The 22,741-nt window shown below is 64.8% G+C and carries 24 protein-coding genes and 1 tRNA gene; 9 read left to right on the top strand and 16 right to left on the bottom strand.

The window, feature by feature from the left end; translation table 11 throughout:
* Window positions 1-148 precede the first annotated feature (148 nt).
* The 3 genes from CIT37_RS16670 (at window position 149) to CIT37_RS16660 (ending at window position 2,076) form a co-directional block, all read left to right on the top strand.
* Window positions 149-655, top strand: a complete 507-nt coding sequence (locus tag CIT37_RS16670; protein ID WP_028141038.1) for a hypothetical protein — start codon at window positions 149-151, stop codon at window positions 653-655.
* Window positions 656-664: 9 nt separating this feature from the next.
* Entirely contained in the window at window positions 665-1,171 is a 507-nt protein-coding gene (locus CIT37_RS16665) for a hypothetical protein (protein WP_028141039.1), read from the top strand.
* Window positions 1,172-1,314: 143 nt separating this feature from the next.
* Window positions 1,315-2,076, top strand: coding sequence for a glycosyltransferase family 2 protein (locus tag CIT37_RS16660; protein ID WP_038950191.1), 762 nt, complete (start codon window positions 1,315-1,317; stop codon window positions 2,074-2,076).
* A 121-nt stretch (window positions 2,077-2,197) separates the two neighbouring features.
* Here CIT37_RS16660 and CIT37_RS16655 read toward each other — a convergent pair.
* Both CIT37_RS16655 and CIT37_RS16650 read right to left on the bottom strand, forming a co-directional pair.
* A tRNA-Trp gene (locus CIT37_RS16655) sits at window positions 2,198-2,273 on the bottom strand.
* 95 nt (window positions 2,274-2,368) lie between these two features.
* A complete protein-coding gene (locus CIT37_RS16650) occupies window positions 2,369-2,995 on the bottom strand; it encodes a hypothetical protein (RefSeq protein ID WP_038973059.1) in 627 nt (208 codons plus the stop codon).
* Window positions 2,996-3,205: 210 nt separating this feature from the next.
* On the opposite strand from CIT37_RS16650, the gene CIT37_RS16645 reads away from it, so the two are divergent.
* A complete protein-coding gene (locus CIT37_RS16645; RefSeq protein ID WP_095426212.1) occupies window positions 3,206-4,429 on the top strand; it encodes a serine hydrolase domain-containing protein in 1,224 nt (407 codons plus the stop codon).
* A gap of 167 nt (window positions 4,430-4,596) precedes the next feature.
* On the opposite strand, the gene CIT37_RS16640 is transcribed toward CIT37_RS16645, so the two are convergent.
* On the bottom strand, window positions 4,597-5,364 hold the full coding sequence (locus CIT37_RS16640; RefSeq protein WP_095426211.1) for an SDR family NAD(P)-dependent oxidoreductase: 768 nt from the start codon (window positions 5,362-5,364) through the stop codon (window positions 4,597-4,599).
* A gap of 81 nt (window positions 5,365-5,445) precedes the next feature.
* Window positions 5,446-6,144 carry a histidine phosphatase family protein gene (locus CIT37_RS16635; protein WP_028141044.1) on the bottom strand — a complete coding sequence of 233 codons (699 nt, stop codon included), beginning with the start codon at window positions 6,142-6,144 and terminating at the stop codon, window positions 5,446-5,448.
* A gap of 134 nt (window positions 6,145-6,278) precedes the next feature.
* Here CIT37_RS16635 and CIT37_RS16630 point away from each other — a divergent pair, with 134 nt between their 5' ends.
* Both CIT37_RS16630 and argE read left to right on the top strand, forming a co-directional pair.
* A complete protein-coding gene (locus tag CIT37_RS16630; protein ID WP_028141045.1) occupies window positions 6,279-7,064 on the top strand; it encodes an SDR family NAD(P)-dependent oxidoreductase in 786 nt (261 codons plus the stop codon).
* Window positions 7,065-7,954: 890 nt separating this feature from the next.
* Window positions 7,955-9,133 (top strand): acetylornithine deacetylase, encoded by a 1,179-nt coding sequence (argE, locus tag CIT37_RS16625; protein WP_095426210.1) that lies wholly within the window; start codon window positions 7,955-7,957, stop codon window positions 9,131-9,133.
* Window positions 9,134-9,338: 205 nt separating this feature from the next.
* On the opposite strand, the gene CIT37_RS16620 is transcribed toward argE, so the two are convergent.
* On the bottom strand, window positions 9,339-10,397 hold the full coding sequence (locus tag CIT37_RS16620) for a phosphotransferase family protein (RefSeq protein WP_095426209.1): 1,059 nt from the start codon (window positions 10,395-10,397) through the stop codon (window positions 9,339-9,341).
* 240 nt (window positions 10,398-10,637) lie between these two features.
* Window positions 10,638-11,873: an acyl-CoA dehydrogenase family protein gene (locus CIT37_RS16615; RefSeq protein WP_038950481.1), complete on the bottom strand. Its 1,236-nt coding sequence runs from the start codon at window positions 11,871-11,873 to the stop codon at window positions 10,638-10,640.
* Window positions 11,874-12,192: 319 nt separating this feature from the next.
* Here CIT37_RS16615 and CIT37_RS16610 point away from each other — a divergent pair, with 319 nt between their 5' ends.
* A complete protein-coding gene (locus tag CIT37_RS16610; RefSeq protein WP_095426285.1) occupies window positions 12,193-12,855 on the top strand; it encodes a TetR/AcrR family transcriptional regulator in 663 nt (220 codons plus the stop codon).
* Between the two features lie 4 nt (window positions 12,856-12,859).
* On the opposite strand, the gene CIT37_RS16605 is transcribed toward CIT37_RS16610, so the two are convergent.
* The 6 genes from CIT37_RS16605 to CIT37_RS16580 form a co-directional block, all read right to left on the bottom strand.
* On the bottom strand, window positions 12,860-13,252 hold the full coding sequence (locus CIT37_RS16605) for a RidA family protein (RefSeq protein ID WP_028141050.1): 393 nt from the start codon (window positions 13,250-13,252) through the stop codon (window positions 12,860-12,862).
* Window positions 13,253-13,346: 94 nt separating this feature from the next.
* On the bottom strand, window positions 13,347-13,562 hold the full coding sequence (locus tag CIT37_RS16600) for a hypothetical protein (RefSeq protein WP_028141051.1): 216 nt from the start codon (window positions 13,560-13,562) through the stop codon (window positions 13,347-13,349).
* Between the two features lie 104 nt (window positions 13,563-13,666).
* Window positions 13,667-14,545 (bottom strand): beta-keto acid cleavage family enzyme, encoded by an 879-nt coding sequence (locus tag CIT37_RS16595; RefSeq protein WP_095426208.1) that lies wholly within the window; start codon window positions 14,543-14,545, stop codon window positions 13,667-13,669.
* A gap of 215 nt (window positions 14,546-14,760) precedes the next feature.
* Complete coding sequence (locus CIT37_RS16590) at window positions 14,761-15,990, bottom strand: CaiB/BaiF CoA transferase family protein (protein ID WP_038972344.1); 1,230 nt, start codon at window positions 15,988-15,990, stop codon at window positions 14,761-14,763.
* A 179-nt stretch (window positions 15,991-16,169) separates the two neighbouring features.
* Entirely contained in the window at window positions 16,170-17,375 is a 1,206-nt protein-coding gene (locus CIT37_RS16585) for an MFS transporter (protein ID WP_095426207.1), read from the bottom strand.
* A gap of 131 nt (window positions 17,376-17,506) precedes the next feature.
* Complete coding sequence (locus tag CIT37_RS16580; RefSeq protein ID WP_095426206.1) at window positions 17,507-18,235, bottom strand: NUDIX hydrolase; 729 nt, start codon at window positions 18,233-18,235, stop codon at window positions 17,507-17,509.
* A gap of 102 nt (window positions 18,236-18,337) precedes the next feature.
* On the opposite strand from CIT37_RS16580, the gene CIT37_RS16575 reads away from it, so the two are divergent.
* Both CIT37_RS16575 and CIT37_RS16570 read left to right on the top strand, forming a co-directional pair.
* The gene (locus CIT37_RS16575; RefSeq protein WP_038950486.1) at window positions 18,338-19,384 is read left to right on the top strand and encodes an SPFH domain-containing protein; all 1,047 of its coding nucleotides are present in this window, start codon (window positions 18,338-18,340) and stop codon (window positions 19,382-19,384) included.
* Window positions 19,368-20,303 (top strand): diacylglycerol kinase catalytic domain-containing protein, encoded by a 936-nt coding sequence (locus CIT37_RS16570; protein ID WP_028141057.1) that lies wholly within the window; start codon window positions 19,368-19,370, stop codon window positions 20,301-20,303. The genes CIT37_RS16575 and CIT37_RS16570 overlap by 17 nt, the downstream gene beginning before the upstream one ends.
* Window positions 20,304-20,323: 20 nt before the next feature.
* On the opposite strand, the gene CIT37_RS16565 is transcribed toward CIT37_RS16570, so the two are convergent.
* The 4 genes from CIT37_RS16565 to CIT37_RS16550 form a co-directional block, all read right to left on the bottom strand.
* A complete protein-coding gene (locus CIT37_RS16565; protein ID WP_162832278.1) occupies window positions 20,324-20,494 on the bottom strand; it encodes a hypothetical protein in 171 nt (56 codons plus the stop codon).
* Between the two features lie 38 nt (window positions 20,495-20,532).
* Window positions 20,533-20,736, bottom strand: a complete 204-nt coding sequence (locus tag CIT37_RS16560) for a hypothetical protein (RefSeq protein WP_028141058.1) — start codon at window positions 20,734-20,736, stop codon at window positions 20,533-20,535.
* 67 nt (window positions 20,737-20,803) lie between these two features.
* Window positions 20,804-22,141 carry a PQQ-dependent sugar dehydrogenase gene (locus CIT37_RS16555; RefSeq protein WP_038950488.1) on the bottom strand — a complete coding sequence of 446 codons (1,338 nt, stop codon included), beginning with the start codon at window positions 22,139-22,141 and terminating at the stop codon, window positions 20,804-20,806.
* Complete coding sequence (locus CIT37_RS16550) at window positions 22,138-22,578, bottom strand: DUF2231 domain-containing protein (protein ID WP_038950489.1); 441 nt, start codon at window positions 22,576-22,578, stop codon at window positions 22,138-22,140. The genes CIT37_RS16555 and CIT37_RS16550 overlap by 4 nt, the downstream gene beginning before the upstream one ends.
* Window positions 22,579-22,741: the final 163 nt, after the last annotated feature.

Here is a 22,741-nt window from a genome sequence, read left to right as displayed (position 1 = left end):
GACGGAGGAACGGCATCGCCGGCAGGATTCGCACGCCCACGTGACGTCCGCAAGGCGGGATGATGGGCTCCCTTGACCGGAAAAATGCGACCTTTTATAGACTTTTGCTCTGGCTGGGCCTCAGAGGCGTCCGGGACGATTTTCCGCAATGAACATGCTCCCGGGCCCGGCGCAAGCCGCTGCGATTGGTCTCAGTGTCGCGCTGCCGCTGCTGTTGCTGTGCTACGCGCGCATCGCCGCCACCGGCGGATCCGGCCGCCGCTTCCGGCTCGGCTGCATCAGCATCTTGGCCCTTTACGCGATCGCCTGTCTCGCGCTTCCCGGTCAACGCCATTATGACGACGTGCTTGGCGGCTTGTTCCTGCTCGCGACTGCGATGATGTTTTTCTACATCCTGTTCAGCCTGCTCGCCTGGGGCTTTACGCTGACGCTGCTCACGGCACTCGTTAAGGCCGGGCGTCCCCTCACCTGGGAGCAATGGGCCGTAGCCTACATGCAGGGCGGAGATCTCGGCACCTTCACGCACAACCGCCTGAAGCTCCTGGTCGGCGCGGGGATGTTGACCATTGCAGACGGCAGGCTGGCTCCGACGGCCAAGGGGGTGGCGGTCGCGCGTCTCGTCAAACTCGTTCGTCTGTCGACGGGCCTTGGGTAAGAGGCCGCGATGTCCTTCGTTGTCGGATTCCTCGCCGCCGTCAGCTTCGTCCTGCTGTCGCCTGCCTTGCAGCTCATGGCCCGCGCTCGCGGGTGGCCGGTTGGAGCCGTGACCCTGCTCGCGATCGCCGCGATCCTCACCCACGGTCTCGGCGTGATGCTCGGAATCCTCGTCGTCCCGGAATTCCAGTATTGGGACGCCGCGTCGATTTTCGGTTTTTGCGTCATGGGTTACGTGTTCGCTTTTGGCGCAGTGTACAAATCGGTTTCCCTGGAGATTCTGCTCGGCATCGTCGACCGGCCCGAGCGGAAGGCTCCGCTTTCCGAAATCGTCGAACGGCAGGTTCCAGATCTGTTCCAGGGACGAATTAGGAACCTGGTCGACGGCGGCCTTGTCGAACCGGTGGATTCACACTTCGCGGCGACGGCGGCGGGCCGAAATATGGCAGGCCGCGTCGGACAGCTGCGCCGCGCCTTCGGTATCGGCGATACCAGTCTCTATGATTTTTCCGAATAGTTGCCGGGAACACACACATCGCCGGTTTCGTGCCGGTTGTGCAGGGCATATCTGCGGGCCCCTTATTGTTCGGTCGGCGCAGATGACCTAGAGTTGCGCTGGGGTTCCACCAGTAAAGAGTGGCCGGCAACAGGCGGCATAAGATGACACCTTCCAGGGCGGCAAAGAGACTTACGATCGTCATCCCTGCACTGAACGAGCAGGACAAGATCGCCGACACCATTGACGGCGTGCTGCCGCTCGCCCGCGAGCTGCTCGACGATTTCGAGATCTTCCTGATCGACGACGGCAGCACCGACGCCACCGGCGCGATCATGGACGAGTTCGCGGCCGGCGAGCCGCGCATCGTCGTGCAACATAACGCCGAGCCGCGAGGTGTCGGTGCCGGCTTCGAATACGCGCTGTCGCGTGCGAAATTCGATGCCATCACGCTCATTCCCGGCGATCACGCCTTCCAGAACGAGGGTATTGCCCGGATGTTCAAGGCGGCGGGCGCCGCCGACCTCGTCATCACCTATCGCGACAACCAGTCGGACCGCTCGGTCAACCGCTCGCTGCAGTCGCATTCGCTGCGGTTCATCCTGAACTGCCTGTTCGGCTTCTGGCTGTCCGACTACCACAGCATGATCGTCTACCCCGTGAAATGGCTGCGCCAGATCGCGGTCAAGGCCGACGGCTACGGCTATCAGATCTGCGCGTTGATCTCCCTGCTCCAGCTCGGCCTCACCTATGTGCAGGTGCCCGTGAGCCTGAACGCGGAGCTGAAGGGCTCCTCCCGTGCGCTGCGGCTGCGCACCTATTTCGAGCTCGGCGGCACCATCGTCTCGCTGCTGCGCCGCGTTCCCATCCGGCACGTCGACCTCAGCCAGGTTCCTACCGACGCGGAACGGGCCCCGGCGCGCTAGTCGAGGGCCTCGTCGGGCTTGGGCTTGGGAAATCGAGCGGATGGGCAGGCGCGCGGTGATTCGCCCGCGGGACGCCCTCGTCCCTATCCTGCCAGCACCTGACTTAAGTGATTGATTTGACTGGCAGGAGTGGCAGGGCTCGAACCTGCGACCCCCGGTTTTGGAGACCGGTGCTCTACCAATTGAGCTACACTCCTACGGACCCTGCGTCGCCCCAGGATCAGGGCCGCTTTCAAGCACAGAGAGCGGCCGGATTGCAAGAGCGAAGCGAGTGCCATGCGCGTACTTCGCGCTAGGCCCCCCCATCTTTCAGCAGCCAGTTGCGGTAGATCTCCCCGTAGCGCACGCTCACCTTGTCCACCGGGGTTTGCGTCGCGTTATTGTCGATAGCAGCCTGCACCGCCGCCCCAACGATCCCCTGCCCGGTATAGAGCGCTGCGTTCAGCTCGGGATAGGCGACGATCAGCGCACCGGTTCGGGCATCGACGAGATTGGCGTCCGCGATCATGCCGCGATGGCCGCCGATCACGACACGCTGGATGGCTGACGGGAACAGCAAGCTCTTCACCCGGATGTCGAGCCGCACCGGCCGCGTGCCCGCCAGCCGAGCGGCCAAGACCTGCTCGACGCCGGCCTTGATCCGCGGCGTCAGCAGGCCTTGAACGAAAGCCTTTACCTCCGGAGCGTCGGCCATTGTTGCCGCCTGCTCCAGGCTGACCGCCTTCGAGTCCGCATAGGCGCGGAGACCGTCCTCCCACTGTATGCGTGCGTCGGGTGCAAAACTGACCGCAACGCCGGTCAGCTTCATGCCGGCTATGTCGCTCTGCGACAGCGAATTATTGGCGGCGGTTACGCAGCCCGCAAGCGCAAGCATTCCGCCCAGCGCGACAATCCGCGCCAGTCCCAGCAGCAATCTCAACAACGCCCCCTGTCCCCGTAACCCAATCTCAGCCCGGCCCAAAAATAGGGTGTTCCGCCCGCTGCTGTCTACCCCGAATTGTATTGCCGTGCATAAGACCCGATGCCGAGCGTCCGCTGCAGATGTCACCGCGCCGAATGCATCTGTTCTTCACGGGGCTTCTGAGCCACACTTTTCCGATCGACCAAAAACAAGAGCCCGGGAGCCTCCATGAACGCCCAAGCCGCCACGAAAGCCACCTCGACGCCGCTGACCCCGCCCTTGCCCGAGGCCCGCCCGGAGACGCTCGGGCTGTCGCGGCTGCGGCTCCAGGCCATGTCGGACGCCTTCAGGCGCGAGATCGACAAGGGAACCGTTCCCGGCCTCACCGTGCTGGTGGCGAGGCGCGGCCAGGTCGGCTGGTTCGAGGCGCTCGGCAGGCAGAGCCCGGCGGACGCCGCGCCAATGGCGCGGGATTCGATCTTCCGGATCTTCTCGATGACCAAGCCGATCGTCTCGGTCGCCATCATGGCGCTGGTCGAGGACGGCCACCTCCTGCTCAGCGACGCCGTCGCAAAATTCATCCCGGAATTTGCCAGCCAGCAGGTCGGCATCGTCAAGGACGGCAAGCTGGAGCTGGTGCCGCCGGCGCGGCCGATGACCGTGCAGGACCTGCTTCGCCACACCTCGGGCCTGACCTACGAGCACCAGGGCGACGGCCCCGTGCACAAGCTCTACCAGGAGTCCCGCGTCCGCAGCCGCAAGATCACCAACGCCGAGCACGCCGCCCTGGTGGCGAGCTTCCCGCTGGTCTGCCAGCCCGGCGCGGAATTCAACTACAGCCGCTCCACCGACATCCTCGGCCGCATCATCGAGGTCGTCAGCGGCAAGTCGCTCGGCACGTTCCTCACCGAACGCGTGCTCGCCCCGCTGCAGATGGCCGAGACCGGCTTCTCGACCTCCGAAGCCAATGCGGGCAGGCTCGCCGAGCCTTTCGCGGCCGATCCCTGGACTGGCGACAAGGTCGCGCTGTTCAACATGCACGAAGCACCGGTGATGGAGTCCGGCGGCGGCGGCCTGGTCTCGACCACGATGGACTATGCCCGCTTCTGCCTGATGCTGCGCAACGGCGGCACGCTCGACGGCCACAGGATCATCGGCCGCAAGACGCTGGAGCTGATGGCGTCCGATCACCTCGGGCCGCAGGTTCAGACCAACGGCACCCTGCTCTCGCCCGGCCACGGTTTTGGTCTCGGCTTCGCGGTGCGCCGAGAGGCCGGTATCGCCCCCTTCCCCGGCAGCGTCGGCCAGTATTTCTGGAGCGGCATTGCGGGGACGTTCTTCTGGATCGATCCGAAGGAGGATCTGTTCGCGGTGTTCATGAGCCAGGGCCCGGGCCAGCGCGATTTTACCCGCACGCTGGTGCGGGATCTGGTTTACGCGGCGGTGGAGTAATCTCCGCTCTCGTGCCCCGGACGCAACGCAGCGCGTAGCGGTGCGTTGCTGAGCTGGGGCCCACGTCTCCGCGATCTCGTTCTTGGCTTTCTGGGTCCCGGCTCTGCGGAGCAGCACTTCGTGCTGCGCCGCGTCCGGGACACGAGAAACTCAGCGCGTCGTCGACCTCAGCTGATCGTCGCGCCGCCGTCGATCACCATGGTCTGGCCGGTCATGAAGTCGCCGGCCCTGGACCCCAGGAACACCGCGGCGCCCGCGATCTCGTCGGGGATGCCGATGCGCAGGAGCGGCGAGCGCGCGGTCGAGGCCTTCAGGTTCTCCGGGTTGTCCCACAGCGCCTTGGCAAAATCGGTCTTGATCAGACCGGGCGCGATGCAGTTCACGCGGATGTTGTCCTTGCCGTATTCGCAGGCGAGGTTGCGCGCGAGCTGCATGTCGGCGGCCTTCGAGATGGCGTAGGCGCCGAGGATGGTCGAGCCTTTCAACCCGCCGATCGAGGAGACGATGATGATGGAGCCGTCCTTGCGCTCGATCATCTGCGGCACCACCATCGAGATCAGCCAGTTGTTGGCGACGATGTTGTTGTCGAGGATCTTCCTGAACTGATCGTCGGAGATGCCGGCGAGCGGACCATAATACGGGTTCGAGGCGGCGTTGCAGACCAGCACGTCGATCTTGCCGAAGGCGCGGTTGCTCTCGTCGACGAGGTTTTGCAGATTCTCCTTCGATGAGATGTTGGCGGCAACCGCGACCGCGGTGCCCTTGCCGTACTTGTCGTTGATGCCCTTGGCCACCTGCTCGCAGACATCGGCCTTGCGCGAGGAGATCACGACCTTGGCGCCGTGCTCGGCCATGCGCTCGGCGATCGCAAGCCCGATGCCGCGCGTCGAGCCGGTGATGACGGCGACTTTCCCCTTCATGTCGAACAAGGTCATGTTTCTCTCCCAGATTGATTTTGGTATTCACGTCGAGATTCCGGGCCTGGTCCTTCGGACCATCCCGGAATGACGCCTTACTCACGCCAGCTTCTTGACTTCCGGTCCCGCCGGCTGATGCATCGCCGCATGCGCAGCATCCGCGATCCACGGCTGCTGGTTCACCATCGGCAGCCGCCAGACCTTGCGCTCGGGAGTTGCGAAATAATCCAATCGCGTCACCGAGCAATTGTCGATGTCGAACGACAATCCCCGCTCCGGCTGGCCGTCGAGCGCGAGCCCCAGCGCCGCCTTGATGGTGCCGCCATGCGCGACCGCGATGATGTCCTGGCCTGCCGCCTCGGCGTTGATCCGCTCTATGGTGCGGCGCGTGCGGTTGTAGAGATCCATGAAGCTCTCGCCGCCGGGCGCGGGCTCGTTGATGTCGGCAAACCAGCTCGTGCCCACGGGGCGGCTGGCGATGAACTGGGCGCGGTTCATGCCCTGCCATCGGCCGAGATTTTGCTCGGCAAGGTCCGCTTCCCATTTCATCGACGCAGGCCTTGGGAAGCCGGCCGCCCAGATCGCTTCCGCGGTCTGGTGCGTGCGCACCAGATTGCTCGAATACCAGACCGCCGTGCGTGGCAGCACCTTGGCAACAGCGTTGAACACATAGGTATCGCTGGTGTCGCAGGCGATGTCGCTCTGCCCGTAGATGTTGCCGCCGTCGTTGCGCACCGGCGCGTGACGGACCCACCACCACCGTGTCATGACCACATTGGGCTTGTCTGCGCCTGCCATCGAAACCCTTCCATCCCGTTTGATGTCGCTGTACGTCAGGTGTGAACGTGTCTCAAGACACTTTACCGTTTGAAATCTTGTTTGAAATTCCGTCGCGCGGCAAGCGTCGCGCGAGGCACCACAGGGAGAAACGCATGGGCCGCCTGCAAGGCAAATCCGTCATCATCACCGGCGCCGGCAGCGGCATCGGTCGCGCCGCCGCGCTGCTGTTCACCCGGGAAGGCGCCAAGCTGATCGCGGTCGATCGCACCGAGGCGGTGAAGGAGACCGTCGACGAGGTGAAGAAGGCCGGCGGCATCGCGGAAGCCATGATCGCCGACGCGGGCTCTGAGACGGACGTCATCGCCGTGATCGACAACGCTGTGAAGACGCATGGCCGGCTCGACGTGATCTGGGCCAATGCCGGCGTCTCCGGCGGCCTCGTCCCGCTCGGCGAGCAAACCGTCGAGCATTGGCAGGAGGTGTTGCGCGTCAATCTGATCGGGCCGTTCCTCGCGGTGAAGCATGCGATGCCGCATATGGTGAAGCAGCAGTCCGGCGCGATCGTGCTGACCGCGTCCGTCGCAGGCCTCAAGGCCGGCGCCAGCGGGCATCCCTATGCCGCGAGCAAGGCCGGCGTGATCAGCCTGGTGCAGACCACGGCGTATTCGCTCACCGGAACCGGCGTGCGCATCAACGCGGTGTGCCCGGGCCTGATCGAGACCGGCATGACAAAACCGATCTTCGACCGCGCCAAGGAGCGCGGCACCCAGGACAAGATCGGCCAGCTCAATCCGCTCAAGCGCCCCGGCCAACCGCACGAGCTCGCGGCGATGGGCCTGTTCCTGGCCAGCGACGAAGCCTCGTATGTGAACGGCCAGGCGTTCCCGGTCGACGGCGGCCTCACCGCGTCGATGCCGTATACGGGCAAGCCGGTTTAACTCTCGCGTGTCCCGGACACGCTGCAACGCGAAGCGTTGCTGCGCAGCGTCCGGGGCACGAGAGCTTGGTTCAACGATAGACATAGTTCGTCATCCTCGCGGCTCATCTCGCCCGAGCTTTGCTTCGTCTCTTCACCCTCATAATTGAAAGAGGGCGCAGGGAAGACCGGGAGCCCGCTGGCACCCGAGGTCCACTGTGCGAAATTGGAGTAAGAAGTTTGCACAGCGGCATACAGGTGTAGCCAGGACATCCCGGCCTTCCCTGCGCAGTGGTTTTACGGCTTATGTCGTGCTCTCCCCGGGGAGCGTTGCACTATTGCCCCCGTCGCCTTGCGGATGGCTGACGTATGCGTCCGGTTGGACGACACCCATCACCGCAAGACTTGGCGCACAGACCCCGGGCGCCAGGACCACACGATTTTGCCGTACGCCGATCACACCGGTCGTGTGCGCGAGGTGTCTTTGCTCACGGCTCTCCGCCCTGCAAAACCCTTCGCGCCGATGTCACCCACGTCCACCGCCGCCCAGCCCGCATTCGTGACGATCGCGATACGCCCCTCTTCCTTGGGCCGGGTTGCGGCGACACATACGCCGTTTCCGAATTTCGGTAAAGTGGAATCTTTTCGCCGCCATGCGTTGACCGATACCTTGGGTGTTTTGCCCGTCAGGCAACGCAAGGGATTGTGGCTCCCCTCGTCATTCCGGGGCGCGACGAAGGCAAGAACCCGGAATTCATTTCGCAGCGCGTGATGCGGACCGATGGATTCCGGGCTCGATGCTGCACATCACCCCGGAATGACGGTTGCGATGTTGATTTGCCCGACGAGGCCTCACGTTGGTATGGTTCCTGCAAGCACTTCAGCCTCCATACTCCCTGACAGAACGAGACAATGCCAAGCCCAAGACCCGACCGTATTCGCAAACTCCTCGCCGACCTCGTCGGCTTCGACACCGTCAGCGACCGCACCAACCTGCCCCTGATTGCCCATATCGAGAGCTACCTCGCCGCGTTCGGCGTCAAGGGCGAGCGCATCGTCGACGTAACAGGGCAAAAGGCCTCGCTGTGGGTCACGATCGGCCCTGAAGATCGCCCCGGTTTCGTGCTGTCAGGCCATACCGACGTTGTGCCCGTCGTGGGGCAGGACTGGAGCCACGATCCGTTCAAGCTGATCGAGCGCGACGGCAAGCTCTATGGCCGCGGCACCACCGACATGAAGGGCTTTGTCGCGGTGTGCCTCGCCATGGTGCCGGAGATGCTGGAAGCAAGGCTCGCAACGCCGATTCATCTCGCGATCTCCTATGACGAGGAAATCGGCTGCGTCGGCGTGCGCCCGATGCTCGGCGAGGTCGCGAAGAAACGGATCATACCGCTCGGCGCCTTTATCGGCGAGCCGACCGAGATGAAAGTCATCATCGGCCACAAGGGCAAGCACGGCGTGCGCGCGACCTTTCGCGGCCTCGCCCGCCACTCCTCGATCGCGCCCGACGGCGTCAACGCGATCGAATATGCCGCCGAGTTGATCGTCGAGATCCGCCGCCGCGCCGTGGCGCTCGCAGCCGTGCGAGCGAGCGACAGCCTCTACGACGTTCCCCACTCGACGCTGCTCACCAGCATCGTGCACGGCGGCGCCGCGCTGAACATCGTGCCCGACACCTGCACGGTGGACTTCGAATGCCGCGGCATCGGCATCACCGAGTCCAGGGAGGTGACGGATGCGATCGTCGCCTGGGCCAAGGCCGAACTCGAACCGGCGATGAAGAAGCAGCATCCGGAGTGCGGCATCGATTTCGAGGAGATCCTCGACTACCCCGCCCTGGACACCGCCGCCGACGCCGCGATCGTCACGCTCGCCAAGAGCCTTGCCGGGCGCAACGACCACGCCAAGGTCGCTTTCGGCACCGAAGCGAGTTTGTTTGCCAGCATGGCCGACATCCCCTCGGTGGTGATCGGCCCCGGCTCGATCGCACAGGCGCACACGCCGGACGAATTCGTGGAGATGGCCGAGCTGGAGAAATGCGCGGTGTTTGTGGAGAGACTGATCGCGCATTGTGCGAAGGCGGCATCGTAGGTGCCGTAGGGTGGGCAAAGCGGAAGCGTGCCCACCACTCTGCCCGCGAACGCTGAAAGATGGTGGGCACAGCGCTACGCGCTTTTGCCCACCCTACGAAGACTGGATTTGCCCGCCTTCGAGGGGAATGGCAGCGGCTGTGTGGAAACACCGACGCGGCCCAAAGAAAAAAGGCGCGGCCACATCGGCCGCGCCTTCGTCATTTCTACACCGCGCCCGCCTTTTGCGCGTATTCCCATGAGGCCTGCGACAGCGGTACGGTGCGCTTGGCGGACTCCAGCGCCTTGGCGTTGGCGGCGGTGCCGTCGCGGACGCGGCCGGCGATGCCTTGCGTGATGCCGGCGAGACGGAACAGATTGTAGGCGAAGTACCAGTTGAGATCAGGCACCGTCATCTTGGTGACGTTGCAATAGATCTGCGCGGCTTCTTCCACGCTCGGGATGTTGAGCGCCTTGAGGTCCGCGCCCTGCAGACCCGGCATGATCCACTGCATCAACAGGTAGGTGAAGTCGGCCATGGGATCGCCGAGCGTCGACAGCTCCCAGTCCAGCACGGCCTGCACGCGCGGTTCCGTCGCGTGGAAAATCATGTTGTCGAGACGATAGTCGCCGTGGACGATCGAGACGCGCGCCTGCTCCGGCACGGTCTTGGGCAGCCATTCGGCGACCTTCTCGAACTCGGGAATGTGCTGGGTCTCGGACGCCCGGTACTGCTTGGTCCAGCGGTCGATCTGCCGCGCGAAATAATTGCCGGGCTTGCCGAACTCGCCGAGCCCGATCGCCGTGGGATCGTACATATGGAGCTTCGCCAGCGTCTCGATCTTGCTGGTGAAGATCTTGCGCCGCGCGTCGCCATCCTGGCTCGGCAGCGTCGGATCCCAGAACACCCGGCCCTCCTCCATCGACATGATGTAGAAGGCCGCACCGATGACGCTGTCGTCCTGGCACAGCGCATAGGCGTGCGCGACCGGGAAACCCTGCTTGCCGAGCGCTGCGATCACGCGATATTCGCGATCGACCGCATGCGCCGAGGGCAGCAATTTGCCGAACGGTTTTCGGCGCATCACGTAGGAACGGTTCGGCGTGTTCAGCCGGTAGGTCGGATTGGACTGGCCGCCCTTAAACTGGAGCACGACCAGCGGTCCCTCATAGCCTTCGACGTTGTCGCGCATCCAGGCTTCCAGGCGCAGTTCGTCGAAGCGATGACGCTCCTCGACCGGCTTGGTGCCCGAGAACTCTTCGTCTTTCCTGACGCCGTCAGCCACGATGACGCTCCCTCTTCAGTCCTGACCATTTCAGGTCGGAGCATGATCCTAATCGGTAACCGCTGACGCACTTGCGTCAAGCGGTCACCGCATCATGCCCTGTCGTTTCTTCAGATCGGGAGCGCCTCCCGGCTCTCCCTCCAGAGATTCCGTTCCGAAAAATCGGAACGGTATCCCTAGTTTCTTGTTTTGACGCGTTTTCTTAGCGCGAACCGGTGTCCACTTCGCTGGAAAACGCTCTCAATGATTGGGAGAATTTGCATACTTCCGAACCTCAAGTCTGGCAATGGCGCGATTGTGCACCTCGTCCGGACCGTCGGCGAGACGGAGCGTGCGGATGTGGGCGTAGTCCTTGGCGAGGCCCGCCTCGTCCGAGACACCGGCGCCGCCGAAAGCCTGGATCGCCTCGTCGATGATCTTCAGCGCCATGTTGGGCGCTGCGACCTTGATCATGGCGATCTCGGCCTGCGCGGTCTTGTTGCCGACCTTGTCCATCATGTCGGCAGCCTTGAGGCAGAGCAGGCGCGTCATCTCGATGTTGGTGCGGGCATCGCCGATGCGCTGCTCCCACACAGAGTGCTCGACGATCTTCTTGCCGAAGGCGCTGCGCGAGGACAGGCGCTTCACCATCTTCTCCAGCGCCTCCTCGGCCTTGCCGATGGTGCGCATGCAGTGATGGATACGGCCCGGACCGAGCCGGCCCTGCGCGATCTCGAAGCCGCGGCCTTCGCCGAGCAGGATGTTCTCCTTCGGCACCCGCACGTTGTCGAGCAGCACCTGGGCGTGGCCGTGCGGGGCGTCGTCGAAGCCGAACACCGGCAGCATCTTCTCGACCTTGATGCCGGGGGTATCGAGCGGAACCAGGATCTGCGACTGCTGCTGATGCTTGGCCGCCTTGAAATCGGTCTTGCCCATCAGGATCGCGATCTTGCAGCGGGGATCGCCGACGCCGGACGACCACCATTTGCGGCCGTTGATGACGTAGTGGTCACCGTCGCGCTCGATGCGGGTCTCGATGTTGGTGGCGTCCGACGAGGCCACCGCAGGTTCCGTCATCAGGAAGGCGGAGCGGATCTCGCCGTCCATCAGCGGACGCAGCCATTTGCGCTTCTGCTCCTTCGAGCCGTAGCGGATGAACACTTCCATGTTGCCGGTGTCGGGCGCGGAACAGTTGAACACTTCCGAGGCCCAGCTGATGCGGCCCATCTCCTCCGACAGCAGCGCGTATTCGAGATTGGTCAATCCCGCGCCGCGGAATTCGTCGTCCTCATGCTCGCTCGGCGGCATGAACATGTTCCAGAGGCCTTCGGCCTTCGCCTTCTTCTTGAGGTCCTCGAGGATGGGGATCACCTTCCAGCGCTCGCCGGCGTGATCCTGCTGATCATAAATCGGCACCGCCGGGCGCACGTGCTTGGCCATGAAAGACCGCACGCGGTCGAGCCATTCCTTCTGCTTGGGGGACAGATCGAAATCCATGGGACGCTCCTCGTCTCTCTTTGCGAACCTGTTTGCTTCGCGAGCCTGTTTTGCGCCGGACCGTCCTCCCGCTGCGCGGCCCGCAAGCGCGCGGCTTGCGGGCGCTTCGGAACCGGCTTCGCGAGTTGCGAACCAATCCCGATTGCGATTGACATCTCCGGCCTTCAAACGATAGTTTCATACAACTGTTTGAATTGCAACTCCCTCGCTCACGACGTCATTCCGGGGCGGCCCGCAGGGGCTGAACCCGGAATCTCGAAATGTGGGGCGAGATTCCGGGTTCTCGCTTCGCGAGCCCCGGAATGACGGGATGAAGGTCATGGCCAGCGATCATACGAGATCTGCCATTCTCGCCGCCGCCGAACGGCTCTATGCCGATCGCGGCTTTGGCGACGTGACGCTGCGCGACATCGTCGCGGAGGCGGGCGTCAACCTCGCCGCGGTGAACTATCATTTCGGCTCGAAGGACGAGCTGATCGCGGAATTGTTCGTCACCCGCTCGATCGCCACCAACCGCGAGCGCCTGCGCGAACTGAAGGCGGCAGAGGAAGAAGGCGGCGGCCGCGCGCCGATCGAGGTGATCTTGCATGCGCTGGTCGGACCGACGCTGCGCGGCTGCCTCGGCCCTGAGAACCAGCGCTCCACCGCGGCGCGCTTCATGATCCGCGCCTCGATCGAATCCGTGCCGCCGATCCGCCGCATCAAGAACCGCGAGATCGACCATTTGCGCAAATTCGCCGGCGCGATGCGCCGCGCCCTGCCCGACCGCAGCGACGTCGATATCTACTGGGGCCTCAACTTCGCGCTCGCGATGGCGCACCACACCATCCGCGAAAGCGAGCGGCTGACGAAACTGTGGGAAGGCAAATGCGACCTCGACGACGTCGAGGACGTGATCGCGCGCGTGGTCAGCGTGGCGACGATGGCGCTGACGGCGGGACGGAGCGAGGCAAAGGCGCCGTCGAGGGTGGCGGCGCGGTAGTCCATCACGCCATCGCGATGCAGTCGATCTCGACGTCGAAGGGACCGAACCATTCCGGCGTGCAGACGAAGATCCGCGCCGGCGGATCGATCGGGAAATAGCGCGCATAGATGGCGTTGAACGCGGCGAAATGTTTCGTCGAGGTGCAGTAGACGTTGCACTTCATGACGTTGTCGAGCGAGGCGCCGGCCGTCTGGAGGCACAGCTTCATCTGCTCCATGACGATCTCGCTCTGCCGCTCGATCGGCATTTGCGCGATCTCGCCCGTCTCTGGGTCGAACGGCGGCAGGCCGGCAACAAAGATCATGTTGCCGGCGCGCGTCACCGGCGAGACCGGTGCGTTGCGGCGGTCAAGAAAGGTCGAGATCGGTTCGACGCGGAGCGCTTCGCGTTTCATGGCAGCCACCTTCGGTTCGAGCGAAACTGACGCCTGACTACATTATCCTGCAGCCGGCATGCTTCGCTTTTCGTCGAAGAGTGGTTGTTGCGGCTCAGGCCCGCTGCGGCATCTCCTCGGCCTCTTCCTTGGCGAGCAGCAGCAGCATCTCGATGCCCATCTCGCCTTCCTGCGGCGAGCGGATGAACTTGATCTCCTCGGCACTCTGCCGCAGTGCGGCAATGATGGCGACGGCCTGATTGGCGGTGGCCGCCTCGGTCGCCAGAATTGCCTTCTGGTCCTTGGCCTGGAACCCGATCGTGTAGGACATCCATTTCCCTCCCGACATTACTGGAGAGATCGAATCAGAGTCGGGCGCAAAGCGGAAGCCTGTGCGACTACGGACCGGGATTATCTGGGGATGGCGGGCAAGCCTCAGGCAAGCCCCAGCATCGCGCGCGCGTCCGCGGCTGTCGCAACGCTCGCGCCCAGGCTTTTGAGGATGCCCGCGGCATGGGCGACCAGCTCGGCATTGGTCTTCGCCAGCACGCCCTTGGACATATAGAGATTGTCCTCCATGCCGACCCGGACATGGCCGCCGAGCAGATAGGCCTGCGCCACCATCGGGAATTCGGCGCGGCCGATGCCGAAGCCGGACCAGATCGCGCCCGGCGGCAGCAGGCTGCGGGCGTAGAACATGGTCTCGGGCGTCGCCGAGAAGCCGTATTTCACCCCGAGCACGAGCGAGAACAGGCCGGGTCCCTTCAGCGTGCCGTCGGCGAACAGGTCGCGCGCCAGATGGCAGTCGCCGCTATCGAACAGCTCGATCTCCGGCAGCACGCCGGCGGCCTTCATCCGCTCGGCCATGATGCGGACATTGCGCGGCGTGTTGATCACGACCTCGCCGCCGGAATTCATGGTGTTGAGGTCGAGCGTGCAGATGTCGGGCTTGAGCAGCTCGATATGCTCGACGCGCTTCTCAGGGACAAGCAGCGTGGTGCCGGGGCCGGCGACGCGGGGGTCTTCGACCGAGGGCACGAAGCGGCCGCCGGGGCCGGTCGTCAGGTTGATGACGAGCGAGGTGTTGCGGGCGCGGATGCGCGCCACCACGTCGCGGTAGAGATCGATCTCCATCGAGGGCCGCCCCGTCGCGGGATCGCGCACATGGATGTGGACGATGGCGGCACCGGCCTCGGCGGCTTCCAGCGCGGAGGTCGCGATCTGCTCGGGGGTGATTGGCAGATACGGCGATTGCTCGGGTTTTGTGAGGTTGCCCGTGATGGCGCAGGTGATGATGGTTTTGCCTGATGTCATGGAATTCCTCCGCTTCGCAACTCAATGAGTTTAACTGAACGCGTTGCCGCAGAGTAGCTGCGCCCCCTCGCCCCGCTTGCGGGGAGAGGGTTGGGGTGAGGGGGACTCTCCGCAAGGACGGTGCGAGTTGGACTCGTGGAGAGTCCCCCTCACCCGGATTCGATCTCCGCTCGAATCCGGCCTCTCCCCGCACGCGGGGAGTGGCGAAGACAAGCCTAGATGATCCCCTGCTGCTTCAGCGTCTCGATCTTGCCGGCGTCATAGCCGAGCTTGCCGCCGAGCACCTCCTGCGTGTGCTCCCCTAACAGCGGCGGCGCGCGATATTCGGTGATGGGGGTGCCCGACAGGGTCAGCGCGTTGCGGATCAGCGAGAGCTCGGGCTCGAACTTGTGCTCGGTCTTCACCCGCATGCCGCGCGACTGGACGTGCGGATCGGAAAACACCTGCTCGAAATTGTTGATCGGGCCCGAGGGCACGCCGGCCTCCTCCAGCTTGTCCAGCCAGTAGGCCACCGGCTGCTTCAGGAACAGGCCGGCGAAGATCGCCATGATCTCCTTGCCGTGCACGACGCGGTCGTTGTTCTTGAGGAAGCGCGGATCGGTCGCCAGCTCCGGCGCGCCGAGCACGGCGCAGGTGCGCTGGAACTGGCCGTCATTGCCGACCACCAGCATCAGCTCGCCGTCGGTGCAGCGGAACACGCCGGCCGGCATGCCGCCATTGCCCCAGGTGCCGCGGCGCGGCGGCGTCTTGCCGTTCACGAGGTAGATCTGCAGCCAGTGCGACAGCGAGGCGATGACGGTGTCGAACAGGCAGACGTCGATATGCTGCCCCTCGCCGCCGTTGACGTCGCGATGATAGAGCGCCGAGAGAATCCCGATCGAGGTGTTCATGCCGGTCATGTAGTCGACGATCGACGGGCCGACCTTCATCGGGCCCTCGCCGGGCTCGCCGTCGATATGACCGGTGACGCTCATCAGGCCGCCCATCGCCTGCAGGATCGCGTCATAGCCGGCGCGCGGCGCATACGGTCCAGTCTGACCGAAGCCGGTCACCGAACAATAGATGATGCCGGGGTTGATCGCCTTGATCGTCTCGTAGTCGAGGCCGTAGCGCTTGAGATCGCCGACCTTGTAATTCTCCATGAAGACGTCGACGTCCTTGGCGAGCTCGCGGATGATCGCCTGCCCCTCGGGCTTGGCGATGTTGACGGTGACCGACTTCTTGTTGCGGTTGGCGCAGAGATAGAAGGAATTGTTGTTGTTGGCCTTGCCTTCCGGATCGGTCAGGTAAGGCGGGCCGAAGGCGCGCGCGTCGTCGCCGGTGCCCGGCCGCTCGATCTTGATCACCTCCGCGCCCAAATCGCCCAGCATCTGGGCCGACAAGGGTCCGGCAAGCACGCGCGTGAGGTCAAGGATCTTGATGCCTGAGAGCGGCAAGGCCGACATGTCGATTTCCTCCGGGGAACTGGATCTTGGCGCGGCGGCTCTGAGCGGCCGCGCTCCCCAGCGGATACACTATTTTGGCGCCTTGAGCACTGCACTGGCGGCATACGGCTATCCCCGGCTCCGGCAGCAAGCGAATTCCTGTCCGCAACTTTCCACGCCGCGAATATTGCCTGATCGGCTCAGGTCACGGCTGCCGCCGCAACCCGCGGCCGCCGCCGGCCGAGCAGGACCAGGATCAGCACCGTCGCGCAGGAGAACACCAGCGTGAGCCCAAGCGCGCCGCGGCTGCCGAATTGGGTGAGCAGGCCGACCAGAAGCGGCGGCGAGATCGCGGACGCCAGATTGAGCGGCAGCGCGATCATCGACATCGCCTTGGCGAACTCGGCCTGGTCGTAGAACACGAGCGGGATGGTCGCCCGCGCCACCGCCATGGCGCCGCTGCCGGCGCCATAGAGCAGGATGAAGACCGCGACCGCCCAGGTCGCGCCCTCGCTCAGCATCAGCAGCAGCATCGCGACGGGCAGTGCCGTGCCCGCGACGAGCCCGGTCGTGATCCCGTCCCACCGCCCGCCGCCGAGGAGATCGAGCCCGCGGGCGCTGACCTGGATCACGCCCAGTATGGAGCCGAAGAGGAGTGCCTGCGCCGGCGCCAGCCCCTCCGCCCGCAACAGCTCGATCATGATGGCGCTGATGCCGAAATTGACGAAGGCGTTGAGCGTGATCGCGGCGACGACGAGGCCGAACGTGCTCCTCGGAATCGCGGGCACATCGGCAGACCTGGCCAGCGTGCCGCCATCGTCCTTCGCAAGTCTCCGGCGCGGCGCCACGAATGCATAGAGCGGAAGCGACACGAGGGTGAGCATGGCCGCGTAAACCAGGCACGTCCCCCGCCAGCCGAGGTGCCCGCTGAGGAACGAGGTCGTCGGCCAGAAGATGCTGCTGGACAGGCCCGTCACCAGCATCAAGGCCCCGATCGCGTTCTTGGCCTGCCGCCCCGCGACCTCGTTCAGCATGATATAGGCGCCGGTCGACAGCGTGGCGCTGCCGGCGATACCGAGGACGATCCAGGCGGCGAAATAGAGCATCGGCTCGCGCGCCAGCGACAGCAGCACGAAGCCCGGCGCGGTGACGACCGTGCCGACCATCATGACCGTCCGCGCGCCATGCCGCGCAAACGATCTGGCAAGCCACGGCGCACACAGCCCCATCGAGACGTAGAGAACGGATGTTCCGGCGAACACCGCCGGCAGGCTCATGCCGAGATCGGCGGCGAGATCGCGCCCGACGATGGCGGGAAGCCCGATCGTGCCCCATCCGACCAGCTGCGTGATGACGAGCACCAGCAGGACGCCGATCAGCCTGCTGTCAGATTTCAAGAACCGCATTCCAAACGTTCGCCTGCCTGCCAGGCGCAGATCGCGCCGGCGACCAATGTCTTACCTGCAGACCGAGGCCACGGGCATGCCGGTTCCGAATGGCACCGCGGCGCCAGCCGCAGAGCGGCGCAGGACCACGCTCATTCCGGCGGATTGAACGTCCGCACGAAATACACGGGCTCGCTGCCCTTCTTCAGGCGGTAGAGTTGCGCCGGGCGGTTCGGGCCGCGCCGCATCTTCGCGACCGGCTCGATCATGTCGGCCGCCAGGATCCGGGTCCGGAACGCGCTTTTCTCGAGCGGACGGTCGAGCACGATCTCGTAGACGCGCTGCAGATCCGGCAGCGTGAATTCCGCCGGCATCAGATAGGCCGGCAGCGAGGTGTACTCCACCTTGTTGCGCAGGCGCTGGATCGCGGTCGCCAGGATGTCGCCGTGATCGAAGGCGAGCTTGTCCTTGAGCCTTCCGCCTCGAATCGGAAACCACCGCGCATCGTTCGCCAGCACGCTTGCGTCCGCCGGGATCAGCGCGAAATAGGCGTGTGTCGCCGACCAGCCGCGCGGATCGCGCGTCGCGCTTCCCCAGCTTCCGAGTTGCTCCAGATAAGGGCTGGTGACCCCGGTCTTCTCCCTCAGCTTGCGGGCGGCGCAAGCCGCGAGGTCGCGGTCCTTCGTGACGTCCACGAAGCCGCCCGGCAGCGCCAAGCTGAGCGGAAACGGCTCGCCCTCGCCGGCCGGGCGCTGCATCAGCAGCACCTGAAGGCTGTCGTCGAGGATCGTAAAGATCACGACATCGACCGTGGTCAGGGGTCGTGGGAAGTCCAATTGCCCCGATTTACCAGACCCTTCAGCCCGACCTTCGCCCGCCATCGGCAGCCTCCCCCTGTTCGGACTTGACAGTAGCATAGTTAGTTGTACAGTCCAACTTACTTAGTTGCTCAGGCACACTTATAACGACCATCGGAGACGGACATGTTCGGCGTGAGGTTCATCAAGGCCCAGCCCACCACCTATCTGATGAAGTATCGCGCCGGCGCGATCGTCGCCGAGGGTGCTGGTCTTTCCGCGCTGTATTACGCGCCGGTGACCATGCTGGTCGCGGTGCCGATCGGCAGCCGCGACGCCTCGTTCATCTTCGAGCAGACCGCGCGCGACTTTCAGACGCTGACCGTGCAGGGTCAGGTGACTTATCGCGTCAGCGACCCGAAGAAGGCGGCATCAATGCTCGACTTCACCCTGAAGGCTGACGGCAAGACCTATGCGAGCGACGATCCGGAAAAGCTGCCGGAACGCATCCTCGGCACGGTCGAGGTCCTCGCCCAGCAAGCGGTGAAGGAACTGACGCTGAGGGACGCGTTGCAGGCGTCCGACCGCATCGCCGACATCATCGCGGGCGGCTTGAGGGCGCGCGCGGACATCGCCGCTCTCGGCCTCGAAATCCTCGGCGTGTCGATCCGCGGCATCAAGCCGACGCCGGACACCGCAAAGGCGCTGGAGGCGCAAGCGCGCGAAGCGATCCTGAAGAACGCGGACGAAGCCATCTTCGCCCGGCGCAACTTCGCCGTCGAGCAGGAGCGTGCCATTCGCGAGAGCGAACTCGACACCGAGATCGCGGTCGAGCAGAAGAAGCGGTCAATTCGCGAGACCCAGATGGATGCCGAGGCGAGCGTTGCCGCAAAGCGCAATGAGCTGCGCGAGGCCGGCATGGCCGCGGACATCGTGCTGGAAGGCAAGCGCAAGGATTTCGTCGGCCTCAATGCCGACAATACCAGGACCCTGGCCGACGCCGAGGCCTACCGCGTCGGCGCGCTGATGAAGATCTTCGAGGGCGTCGACACCCGCGTGATCCAGGCGCTTGCCGCCGCCGGCATGCAGCCGGGTCAGCTGATCGCGCAAGCCTTCTCTGGCATTGCCGAGAAGGCCGAGAAGATCGGCCAGCTCAACGTCTCGCCGGACCTGCTCAGCCAGTTGATGGAGAAGCCGAAGCCGACGGAGGCCGCCAATGCCCGCCGCCAATGACCGCAAGGTGGTGCTGGTGACGCGCAAGACCAGGTTAGAGGACCTGATCGCGCGCCACCTGACGGCGGCGCAGGCCCGCTTCTACGTCGAACATCTCGGCGCCGACTTCTCCGACTATGAGCGCGAGCACGAGGTCTATCGTGCGCAGCGTCACACGACGCTGCAAGTGCTGGAGCAATGGGGGCGCTATCAGGTCATCGACCGCGGCTTCCTGCCGAACTTCCTCTTCGGGCCTGATGACATCGTGGTCGCGCTCGGCCAGGACGGCGTCGTCGCCAACACGATGAAATATCTGAACGACCATCCGCTGATCGGGCTCAATCCGGATCCCGCGCGCCACGACGGCATCCTCCTGCCCTTTGCGCCGCACGACCTCGCCAAGCTCCTGCCGGAGGTCGCCACTGAGAAGCGCAGCAGCCAGGCCGTGACGATGGCGGAAGCACGGCTCAACGACGGCCAGGTGCTCCACGCCGTCAACGACCTCTTCATCGGCGCCCGCACGCATGTCTCCGCGATCTACGAGATTGCGGCCGGCGGGGCGACGGAACGGCAATCTTCGAGCGGACTGATCGTCTCGACCGGGCTCGGATCGACCGCCTGGTTCAAGAGCATTGTGACCGGCTCGCTGGCCATTGCCGGCAGCTTTGGGCAGCCTCCGCCGCTGAGCAGTTACGACGCCCTGCCCTGGGACGCAGCCGAGCTGCGTTTTGCGGTGCGCGAGCCCTTCCCCAGCCGCCATTCGCAGACCCATCTCGTCTGCGGCCGGCTCGCGTCGGCGGACCAATTGCGCATCCGCTCGCTGATGGCGGAGAACGGCGTCATCTTCAGCGACGGCATTGAAGCCGACCGCCTCGACTTCAACGCCGGTGCCGAGGTCACGATCGGGATTGCCGCGCGGCGCGGGCGGCTGATCGTCTGATCATGTTGCGCCAAGCCGCGTCACGCCGTGTGGCCGGGATCGATATGCTTCGGCGTCTTCTTCTCGCGCTGCGGCGTCATCTTGGCCGGATCAGGCGCACCGGGCACGCCGCGGGGACCAAGCTGTTCGCGCTGGATGTCGTCCTCGGAACGGGATGGCTCGACGCCGTTCGGCTCACGCGGCTTGGTCATCGCGGCCTCCTTCTCAAATGCTGCTTCGTGGTTCGGCTCTAGACGCCGAGCGCGTTGTCTCCGGCTTCGCGGCCGGGCACGCTGACCTGGACTTCATGTCCCTCACGAAGCGCGAGGGATGCGGCGGCGACCGCCGATTCGAATGCAGCCTCCTTGGTGGCGTAGGTGTTCTTGACGTCACCGTCGTGCAACACGCCCCATTCGTTCCGCACCGGCACGATGGCATATTGAGCAAGGCCCATTGTCCAACTCCTGGCTTGAGTTTCAGAATTTGGCTTTCACCGTCTGTCCGATAACGCGCCGGCGGGACTATCGTTGCGTCAGCTGCGGATGCGCGGCGGTGACGCGCCACACCGTGTTGCCGCTGTCGTCTGCGACCAGCAACGCCCCGGTCTTGTCGATGGCGACGCCCACCGGCCGGCCGCGCGCCTGGTTGTCGCTGTTGAGGAAGCCCGTCACGACGTCCTGCGCCGGTCCGCTCGGCTTACCGTCCTTGAACGGCACGAACACGACCTTGTAGCCGTTGAGCACCTGCCTGTTCCAGCTGCCATGCTCGCCGACGAAGGCGCCACCGCGATAGGCGGCCGGCAGGCTGGAGCCGGTGTTGAAGGCGAGCCCGAGCGCGGCGACATGCGAGCTCAGGGCATAGTCCGGCACGATCGCCTTGGCGACGAGATCCGGCCGCTGCGGCTTGACGCGGGGATCGACATGCTGGCCGTAATAGCTGTACGGCCAGCCGTAGAAGCCGCCGTCCTTCACCGAGGTCATGTAGTCAGGAACGAGATCGGGACCGAGCTCGTCGCGCTCGTTCACCACCGTCCACAGCGCGCCGGTCTGCGGCTCGAAGCTGAGCCCGTTCGGATTGCGCAGGCCGCTCGCGAACACGCGCCAGCGCCCGCTGGCACGGTCGACCTCGAGGATCGCCGCGCGATTGTGCTCGGCCTCCATGCCGTTCTCGGTGATGTTGCTGTTGGAGCCGACGCCGGCATAGAGTTTCGAGCCGTCGGGGCTGGCGACGAGACTCTTGGTCCAGTGATGGTTGATCGGCCCGCCCGGCAGCGGCGTCAGCACCGTGCCCGGCGCGGTGATCCTGGTGTCGCCTTCGGTGTAGGGATATCTGACGATCGCATCGGCGTTGGCGACGTAGAGATCGTTGCCCACCAGCGCGATGCCGAAGGGCGAGTTGAGATGGTCGAGGAAGACGCTTTGCGTATCCGGCACGCCGTCGCCATTGCTGTCACGCAGCAGCGTGATGCGATTACCCGGCCCGGTGTCGTTGCCGCCCGAGGTCGCCCAGGACTCGATATAGCCCATGACGATCTCCTTGGGCCGCTTGATCGCGCCCCCCTTTGGCGCCTTGGATTCCGCCACCAGCACGTCACCATTGGGCAGCACGTAGAGGAAACGCGGATGCTGCAGACCGGTCGCGAAAGCCTTGACCTGCAGGCCTTGCGCCACAGTCGGCGTCTCGTCCTTCTTCCAGCCGACGATGCGCGCGATGTGGACGGGCGGCAGCAGATATTGCTGGATGTCGGGAAGCTCAGGGTTGGCGCCGATCTGCGCCTTGGGGTCGCCGCTGCCGTCATCGCAAGCAGCCAGCAACGGCAGCGACGCGCACACCAGAGCGCGGGCGAGCTTCGATATCATCGCGCAACTCCCACGCCGTGGCGATAGACCATGGCCCAGCCGAGCCAGCCGGTGACGGGCAGGATCAGCACGGTGATCACGGACAGAACGAGCCCCGTCGGCCACACCGAGGTCCAGGCATCGCGGGTGTGGATCAGCGCGTTGACGATGGCCAGGATCAGCGCCACGGCATTGCCGATCAGATGCGGCCAGGCCGGCGTCTGCACACGCACCAGGCGGTTGCCGAGGAAATCAGTGAGGCCCGCGATCGCCGCCAGCACGCCGAAGACGACGCCAACGAGCAGAAGCCAAGCGGAAAAATTCGCCCACATGATCTCGGCGCTGGCGACATAGGCGATGTCGGTCAACAGCGCCCCGACGAAGCACGCGATCGGGATCGGCACCAGCATCGGATGAATGGGATGACCCGCGATCTGCGCGGTGGTGCGCACGCGCATGTCGTCTTGCACGGTTTGGCCTCGTGTGACTTTCCTCCAGCCCGACCGGCCAACTCGTGCGGGATGTGATGGTTCCTAGGGGATCCGCGCCGCCTCGTTACGACGCGCGCGGATGGCACTCATCGCCGTAGCGATATCAGCGATCTCACGGGCTACGATGGCC

The organism is Bradyrhizobium ottawaense (assembly GCF_002278135.3).
In the GTDB taxonomy this organism is placed as follows: Bacteria; Pseudomonadota; Alphaproteobacteria; order Rhizobiales; family Xanthobacteraceae; genus Bradyrhizobium; species Bradyrhizobium ottawaense.
Note: the sequence above shows the minus strand (reverse complement) of the source record. Positions and strands in the feature narration are given on the sequence as shown.

Excerpts from the sequence above, each read along its gene's own strand:
- CIT37_RS16555 (WP_038950488.1), bottom strand. The coding sequence starts at position 22,141 with ATGATATCGAAGCTCGCCCGCGCTCTGGTGTGCGCGTCGCTGCCGTTG.
- CIT37_RS16665 (WP_028141039.1), top strand. The coding sequence starts at position 665 with ATGTCCTTCGTTGTCGGATTCCTCGCCGCCGTCAGCTTCGTCCTGCTG.
- CIT37_RS16615 (WP_038950481.1), bottom strand. The coding sequence starts at position 11,873 with ATGGATTTCGATCTGTCCCCCAAGCAGAAGGAATGGCTCGACCGCGTG.
- CIT37_RS16590 (WP_038972344.1), bottom strand. The coding sequence starts at position 15,990 with ATGTCGGCCTTGCCGCTCTCAGGCATCAAGATCCTTGACCTCACGCGC.
- CIT37_RS16605 (WP_028141050.1), bottom strand. The coding sequence starts at position 13,252 with ATGAAACGCGAAGCGCTCCGCGTCGAACCGATCTCGACCTTTCTTGAC.
- CIT37_RS16580 (WP_095426206.1), bottom strand. The coding sequence starts at position 18,235 with ATGGCGGGCGAAGGTCGGGCTGAAGGGTCTGGTAAATCGGGGCAATTG.
- CIT37_RS16600 (WP_028141051.1), bottom strand. The coding sequence starts at position 13,562 with ATGTCCTACACGATCGGGTTCCAGGCCAAGGACCAGAAGGCAATTCTG.
- CIT37_RS16560 (WP_028141058.1), bottom strand. The coding sequence starts at position 20,736 with ATGGGCCTTGCTCAATATGCCATCGTGCCGGTGCGGAACGAATGGGGC.
- CIT37_RS16640 (WP_095426211.1), bottom strand. The coding sequence starts at position 5,364 with ATGACCTTGTTCGACATGAAGGGGAAAGTCGCCGTCATCACCGGCTCG.
- CIT37_RS16575 (WP_038950486.1), top strand. The coding sequence starts at position 18,338 with ATGTTCGGCGTGAGGTTCATCAAGGCCCAGCCCACCACCTATCTGATG.
- CIT37_RS16565 (WP_162832278.1), bottom strand. The coding sequence starts at position 20,494 with ATGACCAAGCCGCGTGAGCCGAACGGCGTCGAGCCATCCCGTTCCGAG.
- CIT37_RS16670 (WP_028141038.1), top strand. The coding sequence starts at position 149 with ATGAACATGCTCCCGGGCCCGGCGCAAGCCGCTGCGATTGGTCTCAGT.
- CIT37_RS16550 (WP_038950489.1), bottom strand. The coding sequence starts at position 22,578 with ATGCGCGTGCGCACCACCGCGCAGATCGCGGGTCATCCCATTCATCCG.
- CIT37_RS16595 (WP_095426208.1), bottom strand. The coding sequence starts at position 14,545 with ATGACATCAGGCAAAACCATCATCACCTGCGCCATCACGGGCAACCTC.
- CIT37_RS16610 (WP_095426285.1), top strand. The coding sequence starts at position 12,193 with ATGGCCAGCGATCATACGAGATCTGCCATTCTCGCCGCCGCCGAACGG.
- CIT37_RS16635 (WP_028141044.1), bottom strand. The coding sequence starts at position 6,144 with ATGGCAGGCGCAGACAAGCCCAATGTGGTCATGACACGGTGGTGGTGG.
- CIT37_RS16630 (WP_028141045.1), top strand. The coding sequence starts at position 6,279 with ATGGGCCGCCTGCAAGGCAAATCCGTCATCATCACCGGCGCCGGCAGC.
- CIT37_RS16585 (WP_095426207.1), bottom strand. The coding sequence starts at position 17,375 with ATGCGGTTCTTGAAATCTGACAGCAGGCTGATCGGCGTCCTGCTGGTG.
- CIT37_RS16660 (WP_038950191.1), top strand. The coding sequence starts at position 1,315 with ATGACACCTTCCAGGGCGGCAAAGAGACTTACGATCGTCATCCCTGCA.
- argE (WP_095426210.1), top strand. The coding sequence starts at position 7,955 with ATGCCAAGCCCAAGACCCGACCGTATTCGCAAACTCCTCGCCGACCTC.
- CIT37_RS16570 (WP_028141057.1), top strand. The coding sequence starts at position 19,368 with ATGCCCGCCGCCAATGACCGCAAGGTGGTGCTGGTGACGCGCAAGACC.
- CIT37_RS16645 (WP_095426212.1), top strand. The coding sequence starts at position 3,206 with ATGAACGCCCAAGCCGCCACGAAAGCCACCTCGACGCCGCTGACCCCG.